This is a genomic window from Bdellovibrio bacteriovorus (assembly GCF_001592755.1).
In the GTDB taxonomy this organism is placed as follows: domain Bacteria; phylum Bdellovibrionota; class Bdellovibrionia; order Bdellovibrionales; family Bdellovibrionaceae; genus Bdellovibrio; species Bdellovibrio bacteriovorus_E.
Genome location: NZ_LUKF01000012.1, coordinates 174,810 through 193,536, shown reverse-complemented (window position 1 = coordinate 193,536; position 18,727 = coordinate 174,810). Strand labels below are relative to the sequence as shown.

The 18,727-nt window shown below is 45.8% G+C and carries 20 protein-coding genes; 7 read left to right on the top strand and 13 right to left on the bottom strand.

Annotated features, from left to right (window positions below; translation table 11 throughout):
* Positions 1 to 42: 42 nt before the first annotated feature.
* The 4 genes from AZI85_RS07670 to AZI85_RS07655 all read right to left on the bottom strand — a co-directional run bounded on the left by AZI85_RS07670 (position 43) and on the right by AZI85_RS07655 (position 3,317).
* Entirely contained in the window at positions 43 to 786 is a 744-nt protein-coding gene (locus tag AZI85_RS07670; RefSeq protein WP_063243525.1) for a hypothetical protein, read from the bottom strand.
* Between the two features lie 97 nt (positions 787 to 883).
* Complete coding sequence (locus tag AZI85_RS07665; RefSeq protein WP_253720900.1) at positions 884 to 1,492, bottom strand: hypothetical protein; 609 nt, start codon at positions 1,490 to 1,492, stop codon at positions 884 to 886.
* 5 nt (positions 1,493 to 1,497) lie between these two features.
* Complete coding sequence (locus AZI85_RS07660) at positions 1,498 to 2,688, bottom strand: RsmB/NOP family class I SAM-dependent RNA methyltransferase (protein ID WP_063243524.1); 1,191 nt, start codon at positions 2,686 to 2,688, stop codon at positions 1,498 to 1,500.
* Positions 2,685 to 3,317, bottom strand: a complete 633-nt coding sequence (locus AZI85_RS07655) for a hypothetical protein (protein WP_253720899.1) — start codon at positions 3,315 to 3,317, stop codon at positions 2,685 to 2,687. The genes AZI85_RS07660 and AZI85_RS07655 overlap by 4 nt, the downstream gene beginning before the upstream one ends.
* Before the next feature lie 165 nt (positions 3,318 to 3,482).
* Between AZI85_RS07655 and nrdR the strand changes: the two genes are divergently transcribed.
* The 5 genes from nrdR to AZI85_RS07630 are packed head-to-tail and all read left to right on the top strand — an operon-like array spanning position 3,483 to position 6,312.
* Positions 3,483 to 4,067 (top strand): transcriptional regulator NrdR, encoded by a 585-nt coding sequence (nrdR, locus tag AZI85_RS07650; protein ID WP_063243523.1) that lies wholly within the window; start codon positions 3,483 to 3,485, stop codon positions 4,065 to 4,067.
* Complete coding sequence (nusB, locus tag AZI85_RS07645; protein ID WP_063208956.1) at positions 4,006 to 4,413, top strand: transcription antitermination factor NusB; 408 nt, start codon at positions 4,006 to 4,008, stop codon at positions 4,411 to 4,413. Before nrdR ends, nusB begins: the two co-directional genes overlap by 62 nt.
* Entirely contained in the window at positions 4,413 to 4,865 is a 453-nt protein-coding gene (locus AZI85_RS07640; protein WP_063243522.1) for a hypothetical protein, read from the top strand. The genes nusB and AZI85_RS07640 overlap by 1 nt, the downstream gene beginning before the upstream one ends.
* Positions 4,866 to 4,906: 41 nt before the next feature.
* Positions 4,907 to 5,464, top strand: coding sequence for a hypothetical protein (locus AZI85_RS07635; RefSeq protein ID WP_063243521.1), 558 nt, complete (start codon positions 4,907 to 4,909; stop codon positions 5,462 to 5,464).
* A complete protein-coding gene (locus tag AZI85_RS07630) occupies positions 5,464 to 6,312 on the top strand; it encodes a pyruvate, water dikinase regulatory protein (RefSeq protein ID WP_063243520.1) in 849 nt (282 codons plus the stop codon). Before AZI85_RS07635 ends, AZI85_RS07630 begins: the two co-directional genes overlap by 1 nt.
* Here the strand turns inward: AZI85_RS07630 and AZI85_RS07625 are convergent, their stop codons facing one another.
* The 5 genes from AZI85_RS07625 to AZI85_RS07605 all read right to left on the bottom strand — a co-directional run bounded on the left by AZI85_RS07625 (position 6,313) and on the right by AZI85_RS07605 (position 9,752).
* Positions 6,313 to 6,720 carry a hypothetical protein gene (locus AZI85_RS07625; RefSeq protein ID WP_063243519.1) on the bottom strand — a complete coding sequence of 136 codons (408 nt, stop codon included), beginning with the start codon at positions 6,718 to 6,720 and terminating at the stop codon, positions 6,313 to 6,315. It lies immediately after the preceding gene.
* On the bottom strand, positions 6,717 to 7,742 hold the full coding sequence (locus tag AZI85_RS07620; RefSeq protein ID WP_063243518.1) for a hypothetical protein: 1,026 nt from the start codon (positions 7,740 to 7,742) through the stop codon (positions 6,717 to 6,719). The genes AZI85_RS07625 and AZI85_RS07620 overlap by 4 nt, the downstream gene beginning before the upstream one ends.
* Before the next feature lie 74 nt (positions 7,743 to 7,816).
* The gene (locus tag AZI85_RS07615) at positions 7,817 to 8,239 is read right to left on the bottom strand and encodes a hypothetical protein (protein ID WP_063208950.1); all 423 of its coding nucleotides are present in this window, start codon (positions 8,237 to 8,239) and stop codon (positions 7,817 to 7,819) included.
* A gap of 69 nt (positions 8,240 to 8,308) precedes the next feature.
* The gene (locus AZI85_RS07610; RefSeq protein ID WP_063208949.1) at positions 8,309 to 8,989 is read right to left on the bottom strand and encodes a hypothetical protein; all 681 of its coding nucleotides are present in this window, start codon (positions 8,987 to 8,989) and stop codon (positions 8,309 to 8,311) included.
* The gene (locus AZI85_RS07605) at positions 8,982 to 9,752 is read right to left on the bottom strand and encodes a DUF4423 domain-containing protein (RefSeq protein ID WP_063243517.1); all 771 of its coding nucleotides are present in this window, start codon (positions 9,750 to 9,752) and stop codon (positions 8,982 to 8,984) included. Before AZI85_RS07605 ends, AZI85_RS07610 begins: the two co-directional genes overlap by 8 nt.
* Positions 9,753 to 10,037: 285 nt before the next feature.
* Here AZI85_RS07605 and AZI85_RS07600 point away from each other — a divergent pair, with 285 nt between their 5' ends.
* Complete coding sequence (locus AZI85_RS07600; RefSeq protein ID WP_063208945.1) at positions 10,038 to 10,373, top strand: hypothetical protein; 336 nt, start codon at positions 10,038 to 10,040, stop codon at positions 10,371 to 10,373.
* A gap of 1 nt (position 10,374) precedes the next feature.
* Here the strand turns inward: AZI85_RS07600 and AZI85_RS07595 are convergent, their stop codons facing one another.
* From AZI85_RS07595 to AZI85_RS07580, 4 genes are all read right to left on the bottom strand, one after another.
* Positions 10,375 to 14,487 carry a tail fiber domain-containing protein gene (locus AZI85_RS07595; protein ID WP_063243516.1) on the bottom strand — a complete coding sequence of 1,371 codons (4,113 nt, stop codon included), beginning with the start codon at positions 14,485 to 14,487 and terminating at the stop codon, positions 10,375 to 10,377.
* On the bottom strand, positions 14,480 to 14,728 hold the full coding sequence (locus AZI85_RS07590) for a hypothetical protein (protein WP_155723961.1): 249 nt from the start codon (positions 14,726 to 14,728) through the stop codon (positions 14,480 to 14,482). Before AZI85_RS07590 ends, AZI85_RS07595 begins: the two co-directional genes overlap by 8 nt.
* A gap of 182 nt (positions 14,729 to 14,910) precedes the next feature.
* A complete protein-coding gene (locus AZI85_RS07585) occupies positions 14,911 to 16,797 on the bottom strand; it encodes a methyl-accepting chemotaxis protein (protein ID WP_081110950.1) in 1,887 nt (628 codons plus the stop codon).
* 109 nt (positions 16,798 to 16,906) lie between these two features.
* Positions 16,907 to 17,812 carry a LysR family transcriptional regulator gene (locus AZI85_RS07580; RefSeq protein WP_063243597.1) on the bottom strand — a complete coding sequence of 302 codons (906 nt, stop codon included), beginning with the start codon at positions 17,810 to 17,812 and terminating at the stop codon, positions 16,907 to 16,909.
* 76 nt (positions 17,813 to 17,888) lie between these two features.
* Here AZI85_RS07580 and AZI85_RS07575 point away from each other — a divergent pair, with 76 nt between their 5' ends.
* Positions 17,889 to 18,614 carry a hypothetical protein gene (locus AZI85_RS07575; protein ID WP_063243514.1) on the top strand — a complete coding sequence of 242 codons (726 nt, stop codon included), beginning with the start codon at positions 17,889 to 17,891 and terminating at the stop codon, positions 18,612 to 18,614.
* Positions 18,615 to 18,727 lie beyond the last annotated feature (113 nt).

Here is an 18,727-nt window from a genome sequence, read left to right as displayed (position 1 = left end):
ATCTCTGATCAGCTTCGCTTGCGCGTTTACCGGTGGCTCAGACTAGTCCATGTGTACTAGTTTGTTTTCGCCGCTTACGAAGTAAGTCTCTGTAGACTGTTCGTGAGCCATTGGCGAAGTCACTTTCCATTCCATGTTCATTTGCATTCCTGCAACTGGATCACGTTTTGAACCTGTGTTGAATACAGAAGGGATTACCGCCGTAGCGTCCAATTGGAAGCCCCAGCCTACAGATACGTTCGCAGGTTGGAAAGTCGCGTTTGTGATGTATTTACCGATACCGTCAGCAGAACCACCCGCAGTGTAAGTGACACGGTAAGTGAAATCTACAACTGTCATACCGAAACCATTTTCGTATTGAACGTTGTAAACTTTAGATTGAGGGATGTTCCAACCAGAAAGATCTGACCAGCAAGACAAACCTTTTGGAAGAGCGTTTGCAGTGTCCAAGTTGATGTTTACAACGGGGCGACCCGCATTAATCACGTTGAAGATTTTTTTACCGATGTTGATGATTTGATCTACGATCAATTCAACAGCGTCTAGAGGATTCACAGAACCCAATGTTCTGTCGCCAGTGAATTTTGGCGCCAAAGGCATTTGAGAAGAGTTGCAGTCTGCATTCAAACCATTCGCTTTTTTCGCGAACAATTCCATTTGTGGAGCGTATTGCTCAGTGACGTCAGTAACTTTTACTTTTTTGATTTCGAAATAAGCGTTGTCTGCTGCGAAAGCAGAAGTAGCCATTCCCAAAGTCAAAGCCATTGCTACTAGAGAACGAATCATTGTGGACCCCCTTAAATTGTTGCCGAGGGTTCTATCAAGCTGAATACGAGCTTTCAAATGAAAAAGAAGTGTGCCAACGAAAAGAGCGCGCGTTGCGTTACCATTCTTTAGTTAGCATAAGCATTGGAAATATCCAGGATTTTGAGTTCGACGTGCTGGATTCAACATTGTCCACAGTCTTCTTTGTGTAGCTTGCCAGATAATAATTTAATGAAGCACCGATGTGAAAGCCCTCACGAACTTCCGGGGCGACGGCAAATTGAAGCCAGAAGCTGGTTCCCTGCCAGGTTTCTGTGTCGCTGCCACTTTTGAAAGAAGCGCGGCTTAAAATGTTATAAGCGGCCCCCAAACTGTAAAGTTCGTTACGACCAAACTGCCATTTCAAATAAGGACCGGTATCTTGAGAAGAAAAACTCAATTCTTCATCGCCACTGTCCGTGTGAGAGATGCCAGAGTAATTCCACCCGCCCCAGATGTGTTTTTTAAGACTAAAAAGAACACCGACGTTATAGAAATACTTCGAAGATTTTTTCGCCTCACTGGTCGACAGATTGTCAGACATATAAGTGCCACCCAATTCAACCAGGGTGCCCGCAGAGGCGGATGTAGAAACTAGGAATATTAGAAGCAGAACGAATTTCTTCACAGAATCTTTATCGGCAGAAACCAGCGAAGGATCAATTACATCCTTCGCATTATGAGTCATTTTTTCTACTTACGACGCTCCAGAAGAGCCGCGTAGAATCCGTCAAAGCCTTCCACCTCTGGACGTAAGTGCATTTGCTTAATCAAAGTCCAGTCGTCCCCGCGCTCTGCCAAGAATCTTTCGATCTGTTTTTCATTCTCACTCGGAAGCAAACTGCAAGTGGCGTAAACCATCTTGCCGCCCTTCTTCGTCATCGGAGAATAACTCGTCAGAATTTCGTACTGAAGGGCATGCAGACGATCAATTTCCTCGTTCGTCAGTTTCCACTTCGTATCAGGATTGCGGCGCAAAACACCCATTCCCGAACAAGGCACATCTAACAAAAGACGATCCGCCGATTCGTACATGCGCTTAATAACTTTCGTTGAATCAATCAAACGCGTCTCAATCACGTCAACGCCATCACGACGAGCACGCACTTTCAATTCCTGCAACTTCCACTCGTGAATATCTAAGGAAATAATCTTCCCTTTGTTCTTCATGAGCGAAGCCATGTGCAGACTTTTTCCACCGGCCCCCGCACACGCATCCACCACACGGTGACCTGGTTGCACGTCCAATAAAGGAACAACCATTTGCGAAGCGGCGTCTTGAACTTCAAACAAGCCATCTTTAAATGGCTGCGTGATAAAGACGTTTTTTCTTTCCGTTAACTTCAAAGCATGAGGCAAATCCGCAGACACTTTCGTCGCTGAAATCCCCGCCTCTGAAAGAGTTTTCAAAAGAGTGTCGGGATCTGTTTTCAACGTATTTGTGCGTAAGAAAACCTCCGCAGGCTGATTCAAAGCGCGCACAGTTTCTTTATAACTAGGCCCCAACTCTTTTTCTAAACGAGCCGCCATCCAATCTGGAATGGATTGTGCGATCGCGAAGGAAGGCATGTCTTTAAGACGAGCTTGAACGGCTTTCACGTCGACGTCGGCGACTTCATCCCACTCAGGCAGTTCATTTCCCTGACGAATCCAGTAAGCGGCCCAGATTTTCCAGAAATCATTGTCGTCCACAAGATACGCCAAAAGACGTTCCCAACGAACGATTTCATAAATGCTTTCCGCAAAGAAACGACGGTCCCGCGCGCCCCATTGTTTTTGGGCTTTCAGATTGCGCTGAATAACTTTGTCTGCGTACTGCCCTTGTTCAAAGACTTCATCAAGGGCGTCAATAATAGTTCCAACTAAGTGCTTATGAATTTTCAAAACGTAAATACCAATCCGCCAGCGAGGAAGGTTCCGTTAAACTGGCCTGAAGAGAGCAAAAGGATGTGGTTTTTTAATCCAGCTTCGATGAAGAAGCCAGTGTTTTCAAAAATATCAAAGAAACGAGCCCCCGCTACGAGCTGATAATCCAAAGAGAGAGCAGATTTGCTGGAAGCCTGTTTGAAAAAAACTCCCAGTCCCACACCCGCTCCGAAATAAAGTGGAAAACGTGAAGAGGCGTCAGGAAAAGTCAGAAGTGGCAAAAAAGACAATTTCGAAGGCGTCTCACCACCCAAATCGAATTCCGTGTAATCCAGGCGCAGATTCAAATCCATTGAGTTCTGCCATTCCCCGACACGGTAAGTGACGCCGAAGTTCATTTTGCCGACATCATCCTCTTGGCCGTTCTTGCCCCAATCGTAGGACTGAGAACCCATATAGCGACCGATATGCAATGCGAGATAGTGATCCTGGGCGCCTCCGCCATAGCCGCCGCCGTAATTTTGCGAAGGTTCTCTTTTTTGGAAGTATTTCGCGGCGGCATCACGTCCCACCACGGGCTGAGAATCCTGAGCCACAGCAACGGAACCAACTAACAAGGGCAAAATCATGATGAGAAAAGTCTTCACACGCACCTCAATTCTGAGTCTTCAGTGTAACTAACTTTTACCAATGGTGTTAAGCGCATGACGCACGTGGACATATAAGACTGGCCCAAGCGCGGTGAATTGATGATTGACTCTCTAGCGGCGGCTCCCTAATCTCCAGGCGAGTTTAAGGCGGGACCAAAGACTATGAAATGCCCCTTCTGTGGACATGCTGATGACAGAGTACTAGACACGAGAGTGCAAAAAGATGGTAGCATCCGCCGCCGTCGTGAATGCCTTGAGTGTAAGGCTCGTTTTTCAACCGTAGAAACTATCATGCTCGCCTTTCCGTTCATCATTAAAAAAGACGGACGTCGTGAACCTTACAGCAAAGAGAAAATCTTAAAAGGTCTTCAAGCGGCCTGCCAAAAACGCCCGGTGGGCTTGGCACAGATTGATGCCGTGGTGGAAAGAATCTCTTCCTGGGTTGTGAATCGTGGAGAATCAGAAATCTCTTCACGCTTGATCGGCAAGAAGGTCATGGCTGAACTTAAACAACTCGACGACGTGGCTTACATCCGCTTCGCGAGCGTGTACCGAACTTTCAAAGACGTTCAAGAATTTGTTGAGACTTTGGAAGACGCTGAACTGCTTGATTTTGTCGATGCAAATAATCCACAATTAAGCCTGACAGCGATGAACTTTGTAGAAAACGAAAAGAAGCCGAATAATGAAACTGACAGCAAGACGACAAGCCCGCGAACTCGCACTCCAAATCCTATTTCAAACTGAGTTCGCACCTCAGATCAGCTACCAAACATTTCTTGATGTCTTCGAACAATCTGTCGACCCTGAAGTGATTTCTTACGCCGATCTTTTGGTTACGGGCGTTCAATCCAACAAAGCCGCGATTGATTCTAAAATCCAAGCTTCCAGTGCGCATTGGAAAGTAGAGCGCATGGCGACGATCGATCGCAATATCTTGCGTGTCGCGGTTTATGAAATGAAGTTTGCCGCAGATCCCATCAAAGAAAACATCGCGATCAACGAGGCCGTTGAAATCGCCAAAAAATTCGGAACTACGGAATCCGCAAGCTTCGTCAATGGTTTGCTGGATCAAGTGGGTAAGGCTCACTAATGGCATTAAGTGTGCTTTCTCAAGCCAGTGCTTTCAATCCCGGCTCAGAGCTGTGGATCGTACCGGATCTTGAGAAATCACAATGGACAGCGCGCTTAGATTGGTATTTGAATTTCCAATTGTGCAAAGCCTCGCGCCACGTGTCTCCTTCAATTCCTAATTACCTTCAAGAAGTTCTGTCCGAAACCGAACTTCCTAAAGTCCAATTCGCTGTTAAAACATCCCATCCTTTGATGATCGCTTCGGAAGAACTTTTGCCGAACAAGTGGGTGGTTATCGTTCCATGGCAGGACAACTTAGGGCCTTGGATCGCGCAAGTTTTTGAAGTTTGGCATAAACTGAAAGAGCCTTCTTTGCGTCTCTTCTTGCCACCTGGACAAAGTGCCGGGAAAGTTCAACAAGAATGGCAAGTTCACCACAGCTTCCAAGATTTCACCGTCGTGCTTGATTAACGCGCTTTTCTTTCTCACAATGAAAGTGAGGAGCGTTGTTCATGGAAAAATTATCTCAAACACTGGTTTCAAAAATTTCAATGGTGCAAAGACGTTTAGAGTCTTTCTTGGACAATGATTTTGAAAACAAAGTGGAAGAGAGCGAAAACCACGCGGCTCTTTTTGAAGCTTCTCGCGACCTGGCTTTGGTGCGCGGAATTTCTCAAGGTCTTCCTGAAGATCATATTGATCGTGCGATTGTCGTGTTTTCTCGACTAGCAATGCTTTTTGATTCCGGCATCTTGTTGGAAAATCATGATGGCCAATGGAAAGCTCAAGCTTCTTTTCACAAAGGCAGCACACAGCTTTTAAAAAACAATGGAAAAGCTATCGTGAAAATTCCGGATATGACTTTGCTGTCTGTTCTTAAAACAGATTCGCGTGCGATGCTGGAAAAGCTTCAGTTGCAACACTTGGATCCCGAAAATAAAACGACGTGTCTTTTGATTAAAGCCAGCCCGGACTTTGCGTTTATTTTATTCTCTGGTTTTGCTGACCTGTGGTTGAAGGATCATATCGAAAACGTGCGCCGGGCATTGATCAACGGATTTGCTGACTAATGAGCGACGCTGATAACAAAACCTACACGATCTATATTCTTTCAGATTCTACAGGTGAAACAGCCGCGACGATGATTCGCGCCGCTTTGGTTCAGTATTCAACCAAAGATATCAATATCATTCGTTGTAAAAATGTGCGCACGGAAACTCAAGCTGAAGCCGTGATCGAAGAGTGCTTCGAACGCCGTGGGATGTTGGCTTACACCGTAGCCAGCCAGCAGCTAAGAAATAAAATCCGCGAGATCGCTTCTGGAAAAGGCATTCCCTACTTCGATCTTTTGGGACCGCTCTTAGGAACCTTGGATACTTTCTTTGGTGAACACTCAGAGTCTCACGTCGGCGCCTTACGAGCGGTCGACGAGCGCTACTTTAAACGCATCGAAGCCATTGAGTACACCGTGAAACATGATGACGGTAAAACGTTTGCGGAACTTGATAAAGCGGACATCGTGCTTGTTGGTATTTCTCGTACCAGTAAAACACCGCTATCCATCTTTCTAAGCCATAAAGGTTGGAAAGTGGCGAACGTTCCTATGGTCTTAGATACTCCTTTGCCAGAGGAACTTTTCAAAATCGATCAACGTCGTATCGTAGGCTTAATCATCGATATGGAGTCTCTGCAAAGAATCCGCAAAAGTCGTTTGGAAAAATTCGGTCAAGACCCTGGTGGCGAGTACGCTTCCATGTCCCATATCGCTAAAGAAATTGAGTACGCGGAAAAGATCTTTAAACAGAATCGTCGCTGGCCCGTCTTTAATGTGACCGAACGAGCGCTGGAAGAAAATGCTTCCGAGATCGTGCGTATTATCGCAGCTCGCTTGGGCCTTCCTGACAGTGTGATCTTTTAATTAAAATGAAAACTTAAGGGCTCTGATTTTTGCAGAGCCTTTTTCTTTTATAAACTCGACATAACCTTGCATGGATTTTTCGCTTCCTTTGACGTCCATGCAGAAGTATTGGGACGTCGCTAAGGGTCGCGTCGGTTGCACGCGGTCTTCTTTGCGGCACTTTCTAAGTTCGCTGAAGTCGTAGCCTAATATCAAGAACTCAAGCAGCTTGAGCTTTTCAGGACGCGACAGCTTGCTTTCGATGGCAGGTTCAGTGCAGTTAATAAGTTTGGTATCATCGTCTTTGAAGGCATGACAGTTCTTATAGTGATCCCAGGTTTTCTGTGCCGTCCCTAAATCGCCTTGAGAAACCGCTGTCGCACTCATTGATACTAAGAAGGCAAAAGCCAGCATCTGCGATTTATTCATCGTTGGCCTCCACCCGCGTTTGCACCCTGAGGTTGCGCTTGGTGCTTTTTGTTTTGACCAAACATCTTAAAAAGCAAGTACTGCGGACCACCGGAAACCGCGGCGCCCGCCATATCGATAATGTCTTTCGTGGTTTTTGCAGAAGCCTCTTCTAACTGTGAATCACCCGTCCCCAGGCAACGTGGGTGCAGAATTTTACTTGCCACATCAGCAGGGTAATTCTTTTTGAGTTCGTCACAGGCCTTCGCCTTTACAGGACATTCCATATTCCAAGGGGCCGTCATTTTTTCTACTGCCGATAGCATTTCCTTTGTCGCGTAACTATTGCAGTTAATCGTTTCATCCATGGCTTCGGAGAAGTAGTTTGCGATATCAAAAGAACGTTTCTGAACAAAGCGTCCATTTTCGCAGACAATCATCGGTGACGGGCCGTCTAAAAGCTGGCTCCAAAAACTTAAACCTGCATAATTTGCCGCTAAGTCCGCGTAAGATTTTACGCCAGAGCTCTTTAAGCCCCACGGACCATTTTCTTGTTCTATTCCCACTTGCAGTGCGTTTTGAACTTTCTCTTTATCGAGCTTCCCTTTTTTTCCGGCCATTTGCCAGTAGAGGTATCCGTGGGAAAAAAAGTGATCTATCTTATCTAAGCCGACAAAGAAGCTTTTACCTTTCACTTCCAATTTGACGGACGGAGAGAAAAAAACTTTTCCATAACCACGGAATTTATTCAGCGGCGTTTCCTCATAGGACTTGGGACCCGCAAAAGGAGCATTTAAATAAATATAATTATCCACTTTAGGAAAGTTGCGGTCTAAGTCGTCTTCTAAAAACTGCAGGAATTTTTCGCGATCACAGCGATTTCGAGCCTGAAACTGATCGGTTGCCAAAGAAAGAACGGAATTCACAACACGGTTGATATCCGCATTAGCAACAACAGTGTTGGGAGAATGACGGGCCGAAAAGTTGTCCGGCTCAGCGGCGCCCGCAAGAAAAGAGAATGTCAGGAAAAAGAAAAAGGCCATAGAGACATTGTCTCTTGGCCTTTTTGGTTTTTCAAAGCCCCTTTTAAACAGGACTTTGATTTATAGACTGGACCTTAAAGCGGCTTCTTACTTCCCCAGAACGAAATCCCTTGTTCTTCTACTTTCAAAGTAAATTTATCGCCGTTGGAGCTTTCGAAGTGCATTTCATAAGGATTTTTCGCCAGGCTTTTTCCTTCTGTGAAAGCGTTTACGGAGCGCGATTCCACACTCACACTGTCTGAAGGAAAGAAACGGAAAGTACAGCTGGCATCGGTTGCATTACGACCGCATTGAATCTTGATGCTTTCATCTTGTGACAGCCAAAGAAGTTGGTCTTGAGCTTGAAGAGCATCCATAAAGCCCTGCAAACGACCCTGACTGCCGTGCTCGTTCACCAGAACAACCACTTTTTCAGGACGATGAAACACACCCACGGAATCCGCGGCAGCAAAGGCATTGGTAGCCATCAAGCTCAACAGCAAAAACAGGGATTTCATAAAACCTCCACCCCTTTTGCTATTCCCAGCTGGAAATCATGTCAATTCCAAAGCTGACCGAAAGCTTGTTTAGTGTGTTTTTTGATAAATACGGTGATTTGCGTCGCAATAGTCTTCATCAGAACTAAGGTTGGAGTCCTCTAAAAACTGCCGATACGCCTCGGGAGAATCGCTTTTTAAGCGCGTCGAAAAGATATATCCCGTATAGCGACGCACTCGAGTCGTGTTTTTAAGGGGCCCCTTCGCAAATTTGGCTTCTCGATAGACCAATTCATGCAGGACCATAGCAATCTGATTAAGAGCGTCCATATTGGTAAAAAGATCTCCGTTGATAAAGTATCTCTTTCCGTCGGCATCAACCTGATCGTACCTGACAATGGCTTGATAGACGAAACAGCGAGGACGCACATAAACGGGACCTTCATCAAATATTCTAGGAATTTTGCCATAGACAAATTTTGACTGAGACGTGAACTCTTCCATCCAAGTTCCAAACAGGCAAGCGCGTGAGGGGTCTTTTTCTTCAAGATTTTTAAACACCGTTCTTAAAGCCTCGGCAGCATTGGCGGCATCAATATAAGTGAACTTGCGAAGCTCGCGACTCTCATGCAGATCCAGGGCTTCAACAGTTTTTATTCCACCTTCAGCGGGGCAGACGACAGCATCACCACCATTGCCTAAGACGTCTCCGCCCAGAGCCATCGCAGAAACAGAGGCGCATAAGACAAATAAAAATAGAATCTTATTCATGAGAAGGTCCTTTTAATTCCGTGTAAGGGAAGAATTGAATACTTAAATTAAAGACTTCTTTTCGTTTTCCTAATTCCATTCGACGCGAAAATTTTTTTCTAAATTCATCAATCATCTTTTTCGCCTCACCCAAATTATTCATATCGAAAGGAAAAGTGATGGAAGAGTAATATCGCTGTTCTGGAGTGGTCGCGCGAAGAACTTGCGAAGACTTCATCAACACCGCTTCATGGGCGTTTTTAATAGCTTCACTTGGAATACCAAACGTCGTCGTCAGATGCGACGCTGTTCTTTCAAAGAACCCCGCATGATCCAAAATCATATTCAAACTTTTAAGAACATCCAGACACTGCTGAGTGCGCTCGACCGTGATTCCCAATCGTTCGGCAATCTGTTCTGGTTTTACAAAGATGTCTTTCGTTTTTAGCAGACTTAAAATAGCGAAATTCTCCCACCCCGACATGACCGCTAATTCATTTTCGTTCAAGGTACGACGAGTTTCTTTACGGGACGCCGTCGTCACTAAGGAATTAAGTTTTTGTTGTTCAGGAGGATTGAGTTTTAATCCTACGCAAAGCTTCTCTGCATAGAATTCACTTAAAGGACGACGGCCATGCAAAAGATCCGTGAATCTTCCCGATGGAATGCCGCACTTTACGCTCAAAGCACGAAGACTGAGCGGTCGCTTGCGCTGACTGCGAAGCTCTTCGATTTTCATTTTTAGAAAAGAGGCCACTTCAGGATAAAGCTGCTTTTGGTTCATGCTTTGAGCCTTACCAAAGGTTTATTTTTGTATAAAGACAGAAATCGAGATGCTGCTCCCTAGAAAGTAATTAAAGAGCATTCGGCTGAAAAATTACCGGTAATTTGAAAATGCAATGAATGTCCCGAGTGTCCAGGTTGCTTCATTTTTTAAAACCAGGGAGCATCAGGAACCAAGATTGTCAGACGAAAATTCCTTAAACATGATAAACGAGATGCTAAGAATTTTAAACGATAATGGCATCGGTACAATCTTCGCAGTTCAAAATTTTACTAGGAGATAAATATGAAAAGCTGGTTTTTATTTACATTACTTCTTTTGCCCTCTTTGAGTTGGGCAGCGAAAATCCAATGTCAGGCGGGAAAATATCGCCTTCATCTTGAACAAAAGAATGAAGACGTCGTCCTCACCTTCTTCGATGCGCAAGGCAAAGTCGCGATCAAAGGCATCGTCGAAGTCACGGCCCAAGATCAAGGTCTTCACGCACTTCATGCGCCCAGCAACCTAGAGATTACCATTGATGATTTACGCGAAAAAACAATGACCGGCATCTTGAATCTAAATGATCCCGATGCGCGTGAGCTTTCTAAAATAGACATGACTTGTGTACGTAAGAAATAATTTAATTACAAAATGGAGCCTCGGGATCTTTCTGACATAAATACAACTTGATGGCCGAGTTCTCCGTTTTCAAATCGATATTTTGCTTTTGCAGCAAGGTTAGTTCTTTTCTTTGAACTTCCTGTTCAACGTATAAAGATTTAATCGCTTCGATGATAGGCGCGACAAGATGATCGTACGCCACAGACTTTAAACCACTTTTTTCATCAGTAACGACCGTCTCGGGGAAAACCTTTTCCACGTCTTGTGCCAGGACCCCGATATGACGGCGGCTTCCGAATTTCTCTTTGTCGATGTATTCATATTGTACGCCCTGAATTTGCAGTATCTTGAAAAGAGAATCAGATAGAGGTTCAATCTTTTCTTTTAATCTTTGATCGGACGAGCTTGTGCATCCCGTGCTGGTGCAGACGCCTGTTCCCGCAAATCGCAGTGCTGAAGCGCCTCCCAGCAAATTTATATCTCCGTTGACGACGAGTTTATAAGTGGGATTGACCGTGCCAATTCCCACATTGCCGGAAGCATCAATGCGAAAGCGTTCTTCATAGGATGAGCTGCCATTTTGTTGTCCTATCACGATGGCTGGAGAGTGCCCGGTTGGTGTCGACACCGCTCCGAAATAAGCATTTTGTGACGTTGTTGCTGTATTGGTAACACCAAAAGTATGGAGCGCCGCCCGGTTGTCAGAAGGAGAAGTATTATTGACTCGAAAGAAGCTATTTTCATATTGGGGAATAACGCCAGCGCCAGACGAATTATATTGCATTCCGTGCTGCACCTCGACGTAAAAATAATCTTTCATTTCTGACGAATTCAAAGAAATCTTAAATCCATCTGTGTACAGATTCGTACCTCCAAAGCTGCCGCCGTTATTGTACTGAATACGACCTGTGCCTCCAGCAGGTCCTGACGAAGCAGGGAGGTTGCTCCATGTCAGCCCGCCAGCACCATCATGGGTGAGAGCCTGCCCTAAAGAGCCCGCTGTTGCCGGCAAAGAAAGTGTGAAACTGTTTAAGACAGTGTTGGGCGCCTTCAGTCCGACGTAGTGACTTGAATCAGAATCAAAGTAACGAATATCCTTAGTATTCATAAAGGTCGTAAAAGTTTTTAGACCCGTTATTGTTTGATTTAAGGACTTAGTAACAAGGTTGGCTGTATCTGGTGAACCACTGAGCCATGTCGTCGTCCCCGTCGCGTAGACAATATTCCCCGCCACAGGATTTAACGTTGTTACGGGATTGATCCCATTTCCTAGCAACAGACTTCCTGAGTTCAAAGACGTGACTCCAGTGCCTCCCTGATCTACAGGGGTGGTTCCTACGACTTTCAAAGTTTTTGTCGTCGTGCCGTCGAAATATTTTATATCTCCCGCATTGTACCAAAGCTGGCCCGCGACACTTCCATCGCTGCTTTCTGGAAGTTTCAGATATCTAGTATTGGCGATATTAACATCTAGCGCGTTTAAAGTTCCAGTCAAAGTGTCGCCTGATTTTTGAAGAGCTCCTACGATGCGGGAATCATTTCCGGCAGCCACCGTGGTTGAACTTGTTCCCGTCGTGACGCCTAAAATGCCTCCCGTATAACTTAAAGGTGCATTGACCGTCACCGTACTGTAGTTCCCTGCCCCGTTTCTTTGCACGATGCCCGTACTTGCAAGAGAAGATATTTCCGAAGCAGAGATTGAGCTTGCCCACTCAACCCCCTCTGCGGCGGCACTATTTGCGCGCAAATAAGTCATATTAGCGCCCGCGGGAAGTCGAACACTGTTCGTTCCGTTGTGAATAACTAAATCTCCCTTTGTCGTCAGTGGGCTAAGCGCATTGAAGGAATTTGTTTTGGTCGTCTGTCCCGTTCCACCCTTAGATATCGGCACCGTTGCTAGGACTAAGTTGTTATAAGTCCCGGAAACATCGCCGGCGAAGGAAGTGGATGTACTAAGACCACTGCCCACGACACCTAAAGTCCGAATCGCACCGCCGTCCCAAAATTTGATGACGTTGTTGGTAGAGTCATACCACATCTTTCCTGCATCACTTAGTATCAGTCCCGTCGGATCCGTTGAGTTATTTGAAAGATGCAAAGACCGAGAAGGATTCATCGTAACATATCCTACATTCTGAATGGAATTTCCACCGAGCATTAGATCAGCACCCGAGTCCATCGTAAGATCACCTGTCATGGTGTCACCGGATTTTTGAAGAGCACCAACAATACGGGAATCATTTCCTGCTGCGACCGTCGTCGAACTGGTGCCGGTTGCGACCGCCAAGACTCCTCCCGCGTAAGACAAAGGAGCATTCACGGTCACCGTGCTATAATTTCCCGCGCCATTTCTTTGCACGATTCCCGTGCTCACAAGGGAAGAAATTTCCGACGCAGAAATGGAGCTGGTCCATTCAACACCTTCGGCGACAGCGCTATTGGCGCGCAGATAAGTCATATTAGAACCCGCAGGAAGTCGAACATTGTTCGCCCCGTTGTGAACAACCAAATCCCCTTTTGTTGTCAGCGGGCTCAGAGCATTAAATGCATTTGCTTTGATTGTTTGACCTGTTCCTCCTTTGGAAATTGGAACGGTCGCAAGAGTCAAGTTGTTATAAGTTCCAGAGACATCCCCTGAAAAAGATGTCGATGGACCCAGTTTGCTACTAAATGCCGACCAGTCTGAAGAACTCAAAGCTCCACGCGCCGTGGCTGAGGCTGTCGGAAGTTGAAAAGAATGTGTGCTTCCAGTTGAACTAATAGCAAAGTCGGAACCTGTATTCACCACACCGAAAGTTTGAGTCGGAGAATTAAGTCCATTTAAAGATTGCAAGCCCGCACCTGCAACACCCAAGGTACGAATGGCACTTCCGTCCCAAAATTTAATGACATTGTTCGAAGAGTCATACCACATCTTCCCCGCATCACTTAAAGTCAGGCCCGCAGGATCTGTTGCGTTGTTTGAAAGATGCAGAGACCTTGAAGGGTTCATCGTCAGATATCCGACATTCTGAAGGGAATTTCCTCCCACCAATAAATCCGCGCCAGAGGCCATCGTGATATCACCCGTCATGGTCCCGCCTGCTAGCGGAAGTTTCGTCGCATCAGAAGAGGAGATCGTCGACCATGTTCCGTCGCCTCGCAAGTATGTCGAAGCGTCCGCGGTACCCGTTCCTAAAAATGAAGACGAAACTTTGCTTGAAGAATTCAAAGGTGCAAGTCCGCTAGCCACTCCTTTTTGCAAAGTCACCCGGCCATCCACAAAAGTATCCAGTCCAGAGACATCACTAGCTGATAAAGTCACATCTCCAGTTCTGCCGGCGACAGAGGACACCAGTCCTGTGGAGGTAGAAGGTTCCCACGAAGAGGAACCCGCATTCCAAGTTAAGACCTGCCCAGCCGTTGGCGTTGTCGTGGCTACATTGAATCCTCTGAGGGCATTGGCTGTAGCGGCCGTCGCGGCAGTGGTCGCAGAAGTGGCGGTGGTTGCGGAATTTGCCGTCAACGCCGTTGTCGCCGTTGCGGCATTACCAACGTAGTTTCCATTCAAAATAGCATCTAATTGAGAATACCGGTTCAATAGTTGCTCAAGATGATTTTGAGTCGCTCCCAGGGCCGGGTTCACTTGCAGAAAATCTTCTTCTTTCTTTCCATTCAGCATCTCAGAATTCATCGCGAAGGCCACCGCGCGCATATTAAAATCAGCGGTCACGGCGTCAAAGCCTCCCGCTAAACGAGGCATATTGGTGATGATTCGAATTTTGCGTTCATGATGAGCTTGAGGTACGTAGCTACAATTAAAACCGATCAGCGGCGCTGAATTATCCATGACTTTTTGAAAACTCGGAATGGGCGATGGATTGCTTGCCGCAGGAACCAAGGCGCTGCTAGAGCCAATGACAAGATTCATGTAACCATTTGTAACGTCCACCGCCGAGTGCACCTCTTCTCTTAGAACACAGTCTGCGACGGGATCTAAAATTTGCAAGCGCACCGTCAGCCCCGAAGCCGTTGGAAAATCGCCGTTGGGGTCTTGAAAAACACCCTGAAAACTAATTCCTTTATTTTGTGCATTCACGTACGAGCCAACAAACAAAAGCATAACAAGTACGGACAAGCTCAATCTATTCATAGAAAACTCCACGCACTTTCCAACCATTACTAGTCACTTTGTTTTCAGTGATTTCACCAAAAGTCGCCGTCACTCGGTAACCCGAGGAAAGTGAAACGACTTCCGCCGAAATGAAGTCTGGATGAATGCGTTTCTTGGCCTGCACGACAGAGTCTTTGTTCAAACCGAGGTCATCGATTTGAGCTTCCAAAGAACATCCGCTAAGAATCGAACAAAGACAAAGAACCATCCACGTCTTCATTTGTGTCACTCCAGATTTGAAATCTGAATTCTTATCGGACTCACATTTCTGCAAAAAAGAGCGCGTCCACGAGATCCGCTACCCAAAGGACGATAGGTAGCATGGTGAGGGCTCATGATGGAGAATAAAAAAAAAGGAAGAGCTTATAGCTCTTCCTTGCAATTTATTAATCGTGTCGCAGATTAGGCCGCTTTTACGTGCGTCTTTTCTTCTGTCGGTTGCAATGTATGGACTGTCGCGGTGGGTTCACTTGATCCGTAAACCACAAGCTTCAGCTCATCAACCACAGCCTTCATAATTTGCGCTTGAGAATTGATCTCGTCAGCTGTCCCTGCGATCTCTTCTGATGAAGCGGCATTGGATTGAACCGATTGATCCAACTGATTCATGGCTTTGCTGATTTGCGCAATGCCCGTTGACTGCTCTTCACTTGCTGCAGAAATTTCGTTGTTCAAGTCGGAAACCTTTTTTACGGACTGAACGATGTTCTTAAGCATCTCGCCGGATTTTGCTGACTTCACGGTGCCGCGTTCGATTTTATCCACAGATTCTTTGATAAGACCTGTGATATCTTTCGCCGCTGAAGCTGATCTTTGTGCCAAAGAACGAACGGCTTCCGCTACGACTGCAAAACCTTTTCCATGTTCACCGGCACGTGCCGCTTCCACAGAAGCATTGAGTGCCAGAAGATTTGTTTGGAACGCGATATCGTCGATCACATTGATAATCTCTTCAATTTGTTTTGAAGACTCTGAGATCTCTTTCATAGAGACTAGCAACTCTCCCATCTCTTTTTCCCCCTGCACGGCGAACTCAGAAGATGCAGAAGACAGCGAAGCGGCTTGCTTCGCGTTGTCGGAGTTCATTTTCACCATCGACGTCATCTCTTCCAAAGCGGCAACCGTTTCTTCTAACGATGCTGCTGACTCACTGGAAGATTGAGACAATGATTGACCGGCAATCGAAAGCTGACCAATAGCACTTGAAACTTGATCACCGGAGTTCTGAAGTTTCGAAGAAAGATCACTGACTGTTTTAGAAATATATTGGGCGATCAAAACCACCGCCGCCAACAAGAACAACAATCCAGTTAAAGCGATAAGCACCTGTGTCCATACCATGGAGTTCGCCGACGCTAACACTGTTTTAGTCGGAGTTCTTACGATCAAAGCCCAAGGCTCTTCCGTGTATCCAATGCTCATGGGAGTGACGACGTAAAGATATTCTTGATTGTCTTTAGCATCTATTCCCGTTAAAACGAGTTCCTTACCCTGTTGAATGGCCTCTTTGAATTTGGCCTCTTCAAAAGGATAAACCACAGGCTTTGTGATCAGTTTATCATCGGGATGAGACACATAGTTTCCCTTTGCCGTCACCAAATAAGCCTCGGAAGTTTCAAACGGTTTGATGGTAGCTGTTTTCTTTTGCAGCTCTTTTAACGGAAGGTCCACACCCGATACGCCTACAAACTTACCATCAAGAACAATCGGTACCACGGCCGAAGTCATCAACACTTGCACTCCATCAATAGGATACAAGTAGGGCTCAACCATAGTTTCTTTAAGACGTTGTTTGGGCACAAGATAGTAGTCACCTTCACCCGCATTCGCATAACCGATAAGGGGAGTTAAGCTGGCTTTGCCACCTTCCCAATTTAAATATGGAATAAAACGTCCCGTGGCATCGTGACCTTTGGAGTTTACGAACTCAGAGTCGCGACCATCCCAGGCATTAGGTTCCCACCCGGTCCACGCACCAATAAGAAATTTGTTTTTCTCTAGAACTTCTTTTAAAGAAAAAGTCACCGGTTCACGTTGAACATGTCCGTTCTTCTTATACGATTCAAAGAAGTGAGCCATGGTGCGAGCCACATCCAAACCTCTTTCCACCTCAAGTCGCATTTCAGTTGCATAGGCGTGAGCTGTCTCGACAGTTTTTTCTGTTGCAGCTAACTTCGCCGTTTCATGCCCGTTCTTCGCCATTAAGAACGTCATAGTTCCTAAAACGAACAAAGCAATGAGGATGATAGGTACAGCGAGCTTAAGACGAATCGAATAGTGCTTCTTCATTTACATTCCTTCTTTTCCAAAAATCCCGAAAGATCAGAATTGATATCGGAAAAAAAGCTGTAAAGATTAAGATCCCATAACTGTTTTGAGACGGAAGGCCAGCCGAATGCTAGCCTTTTTCTTGTTGTGACATTGTTTGATAGAAGACCTCGACCAAAGCCTTATTCTCTGAATTCTTCTTATAATAGAACATCAGATCAATTTCGTAATGAAGGTCTTTCACGTAAACGCGATTTAAGCGCCCCGAGCGCACTTGTTTTTTAATGGAGTGCGCCGGCAAAAATCCCCAACCTAAACCCGCTTCGATCACGCGCTTTAAAGTTCCAACGTTGGCCGATTCAAAAATAGATGAAAGGTTGAGGCCCGCATTCTGCATTTTAGAATTCACGGTGTTGTTGAATCCGGGAAACTCTTCGGTGAAATTCACTAACGGAAACGCGCCAATGTCTTTAAAGCTAATTTGTTGGGGCATTTTTTCATCTTTGCTTGAACCCACTAGCCACATTTCTTCTTTGGCCACAAACTTTTGCTCGCTGTTTTCAAGCTCGGAACTAAATTCCGTTTTCACGTCGGGCAGAATCAGGATGTCGTACAGACCTTTCTTATAACTTTTAATAAGCTCTTCACCACGGTCGTAGTCCACCTTCAACATCAGGTCAGGATTGTGACGCATCAAACGGCCCACGATCGGGCTCATCAGATGCAGACCCAAAGAATTCAAAGTTCCAATGCGCAATTGCCCTTTCATGTGGGCACCGATGGACTTAATTGCAATTTCGGCCTGTTGAGTCAGATTGATGATCTTCTTTGCGTATTCATAAAGAACTTCGCCCTGAGGCGTGGCCTTGATTTGGCGAACACCGCGAACAAGCAGTTCCACTCCTAGATCTTCCTCTAGATTTCGGATCTGTTGCGACACCGCTGGTTGAGTCAGATACAGCTTGTCTGCCGCTGCAGTCATACTTCCTTCACTGATAACCGTGACGAAAGTGGTTAGCTGATAAAGGTTCTTCACAGGATTTTTCTCCTTTGCGCTTTGATCCGAAGGAATTTTGTTATTATACTGCAAACATAACCAACTCGAGGTCAGCATGAAGTATAGCTTGTTCACATCACTCGCCGTTATTCTACTCAGTTTTAGCGCCCATGCAAAAGTCTTTCGTAATGCTTACATCGCATTTGAAATGCCAGAGACTTGGAAATGTAACTTAGAGCAAACCGAATGGGTCTGCCGTAGCGAACAGACGAAAGAATCTAAAGAAGCCATTATCATTTTGACCGCTAAAGAAGTCGGCCCTACGGACACTTTCGCGTTGTATGAGTCGCACTTAAACACTCCGATTGCGGTGAATCTTCGTGGCGGCGGTACGGCGGAGTCTAAAATCGTTTATAAGGCGAAAAGCGTGCAGATCAACGATCAAACGTGGATCGACTCTCTTCACTTGGGTTCAGAAGTTCCAAACTACTTCACTCGTTATCTAGCGACAATCAAAGATAAGATCGCGATTCTTGTGACGTTCAGCGCCCACAAACAGTACTACACAAAGTACAGCCAAGACTTTTTTAAAGCCGTAATGAGTCTGCGTGTGATCGCTTCAAAAAATCTTTTGGCGAAACCCGACCTTGGTCCTATCCGCCCGGGCTCTGAAACACTGGGCGCGCCGATCAGCTCTGCAATGCCAGCAGATATGATTCAAGGCGACGGCACGGAAGGAAAAGGCAGCAACAAAGCGATGCTTCTAGGCGGAGCACTTCTTCTAGCAGCCCTCGGAGCTTTGATCTATCTTCGCGCTAAGAAGAAAAAGAAGAAAAGATAAATAAAAAAAAGAAATTCAGAAATAAAAAAAGAGCGCCAAGAGCGCTCTTTTTTTTTGAAAAGGTGCCAGCGAACTTTTTCCAACTGGCCCGCATTAGATGCGCCAGGGTTAGG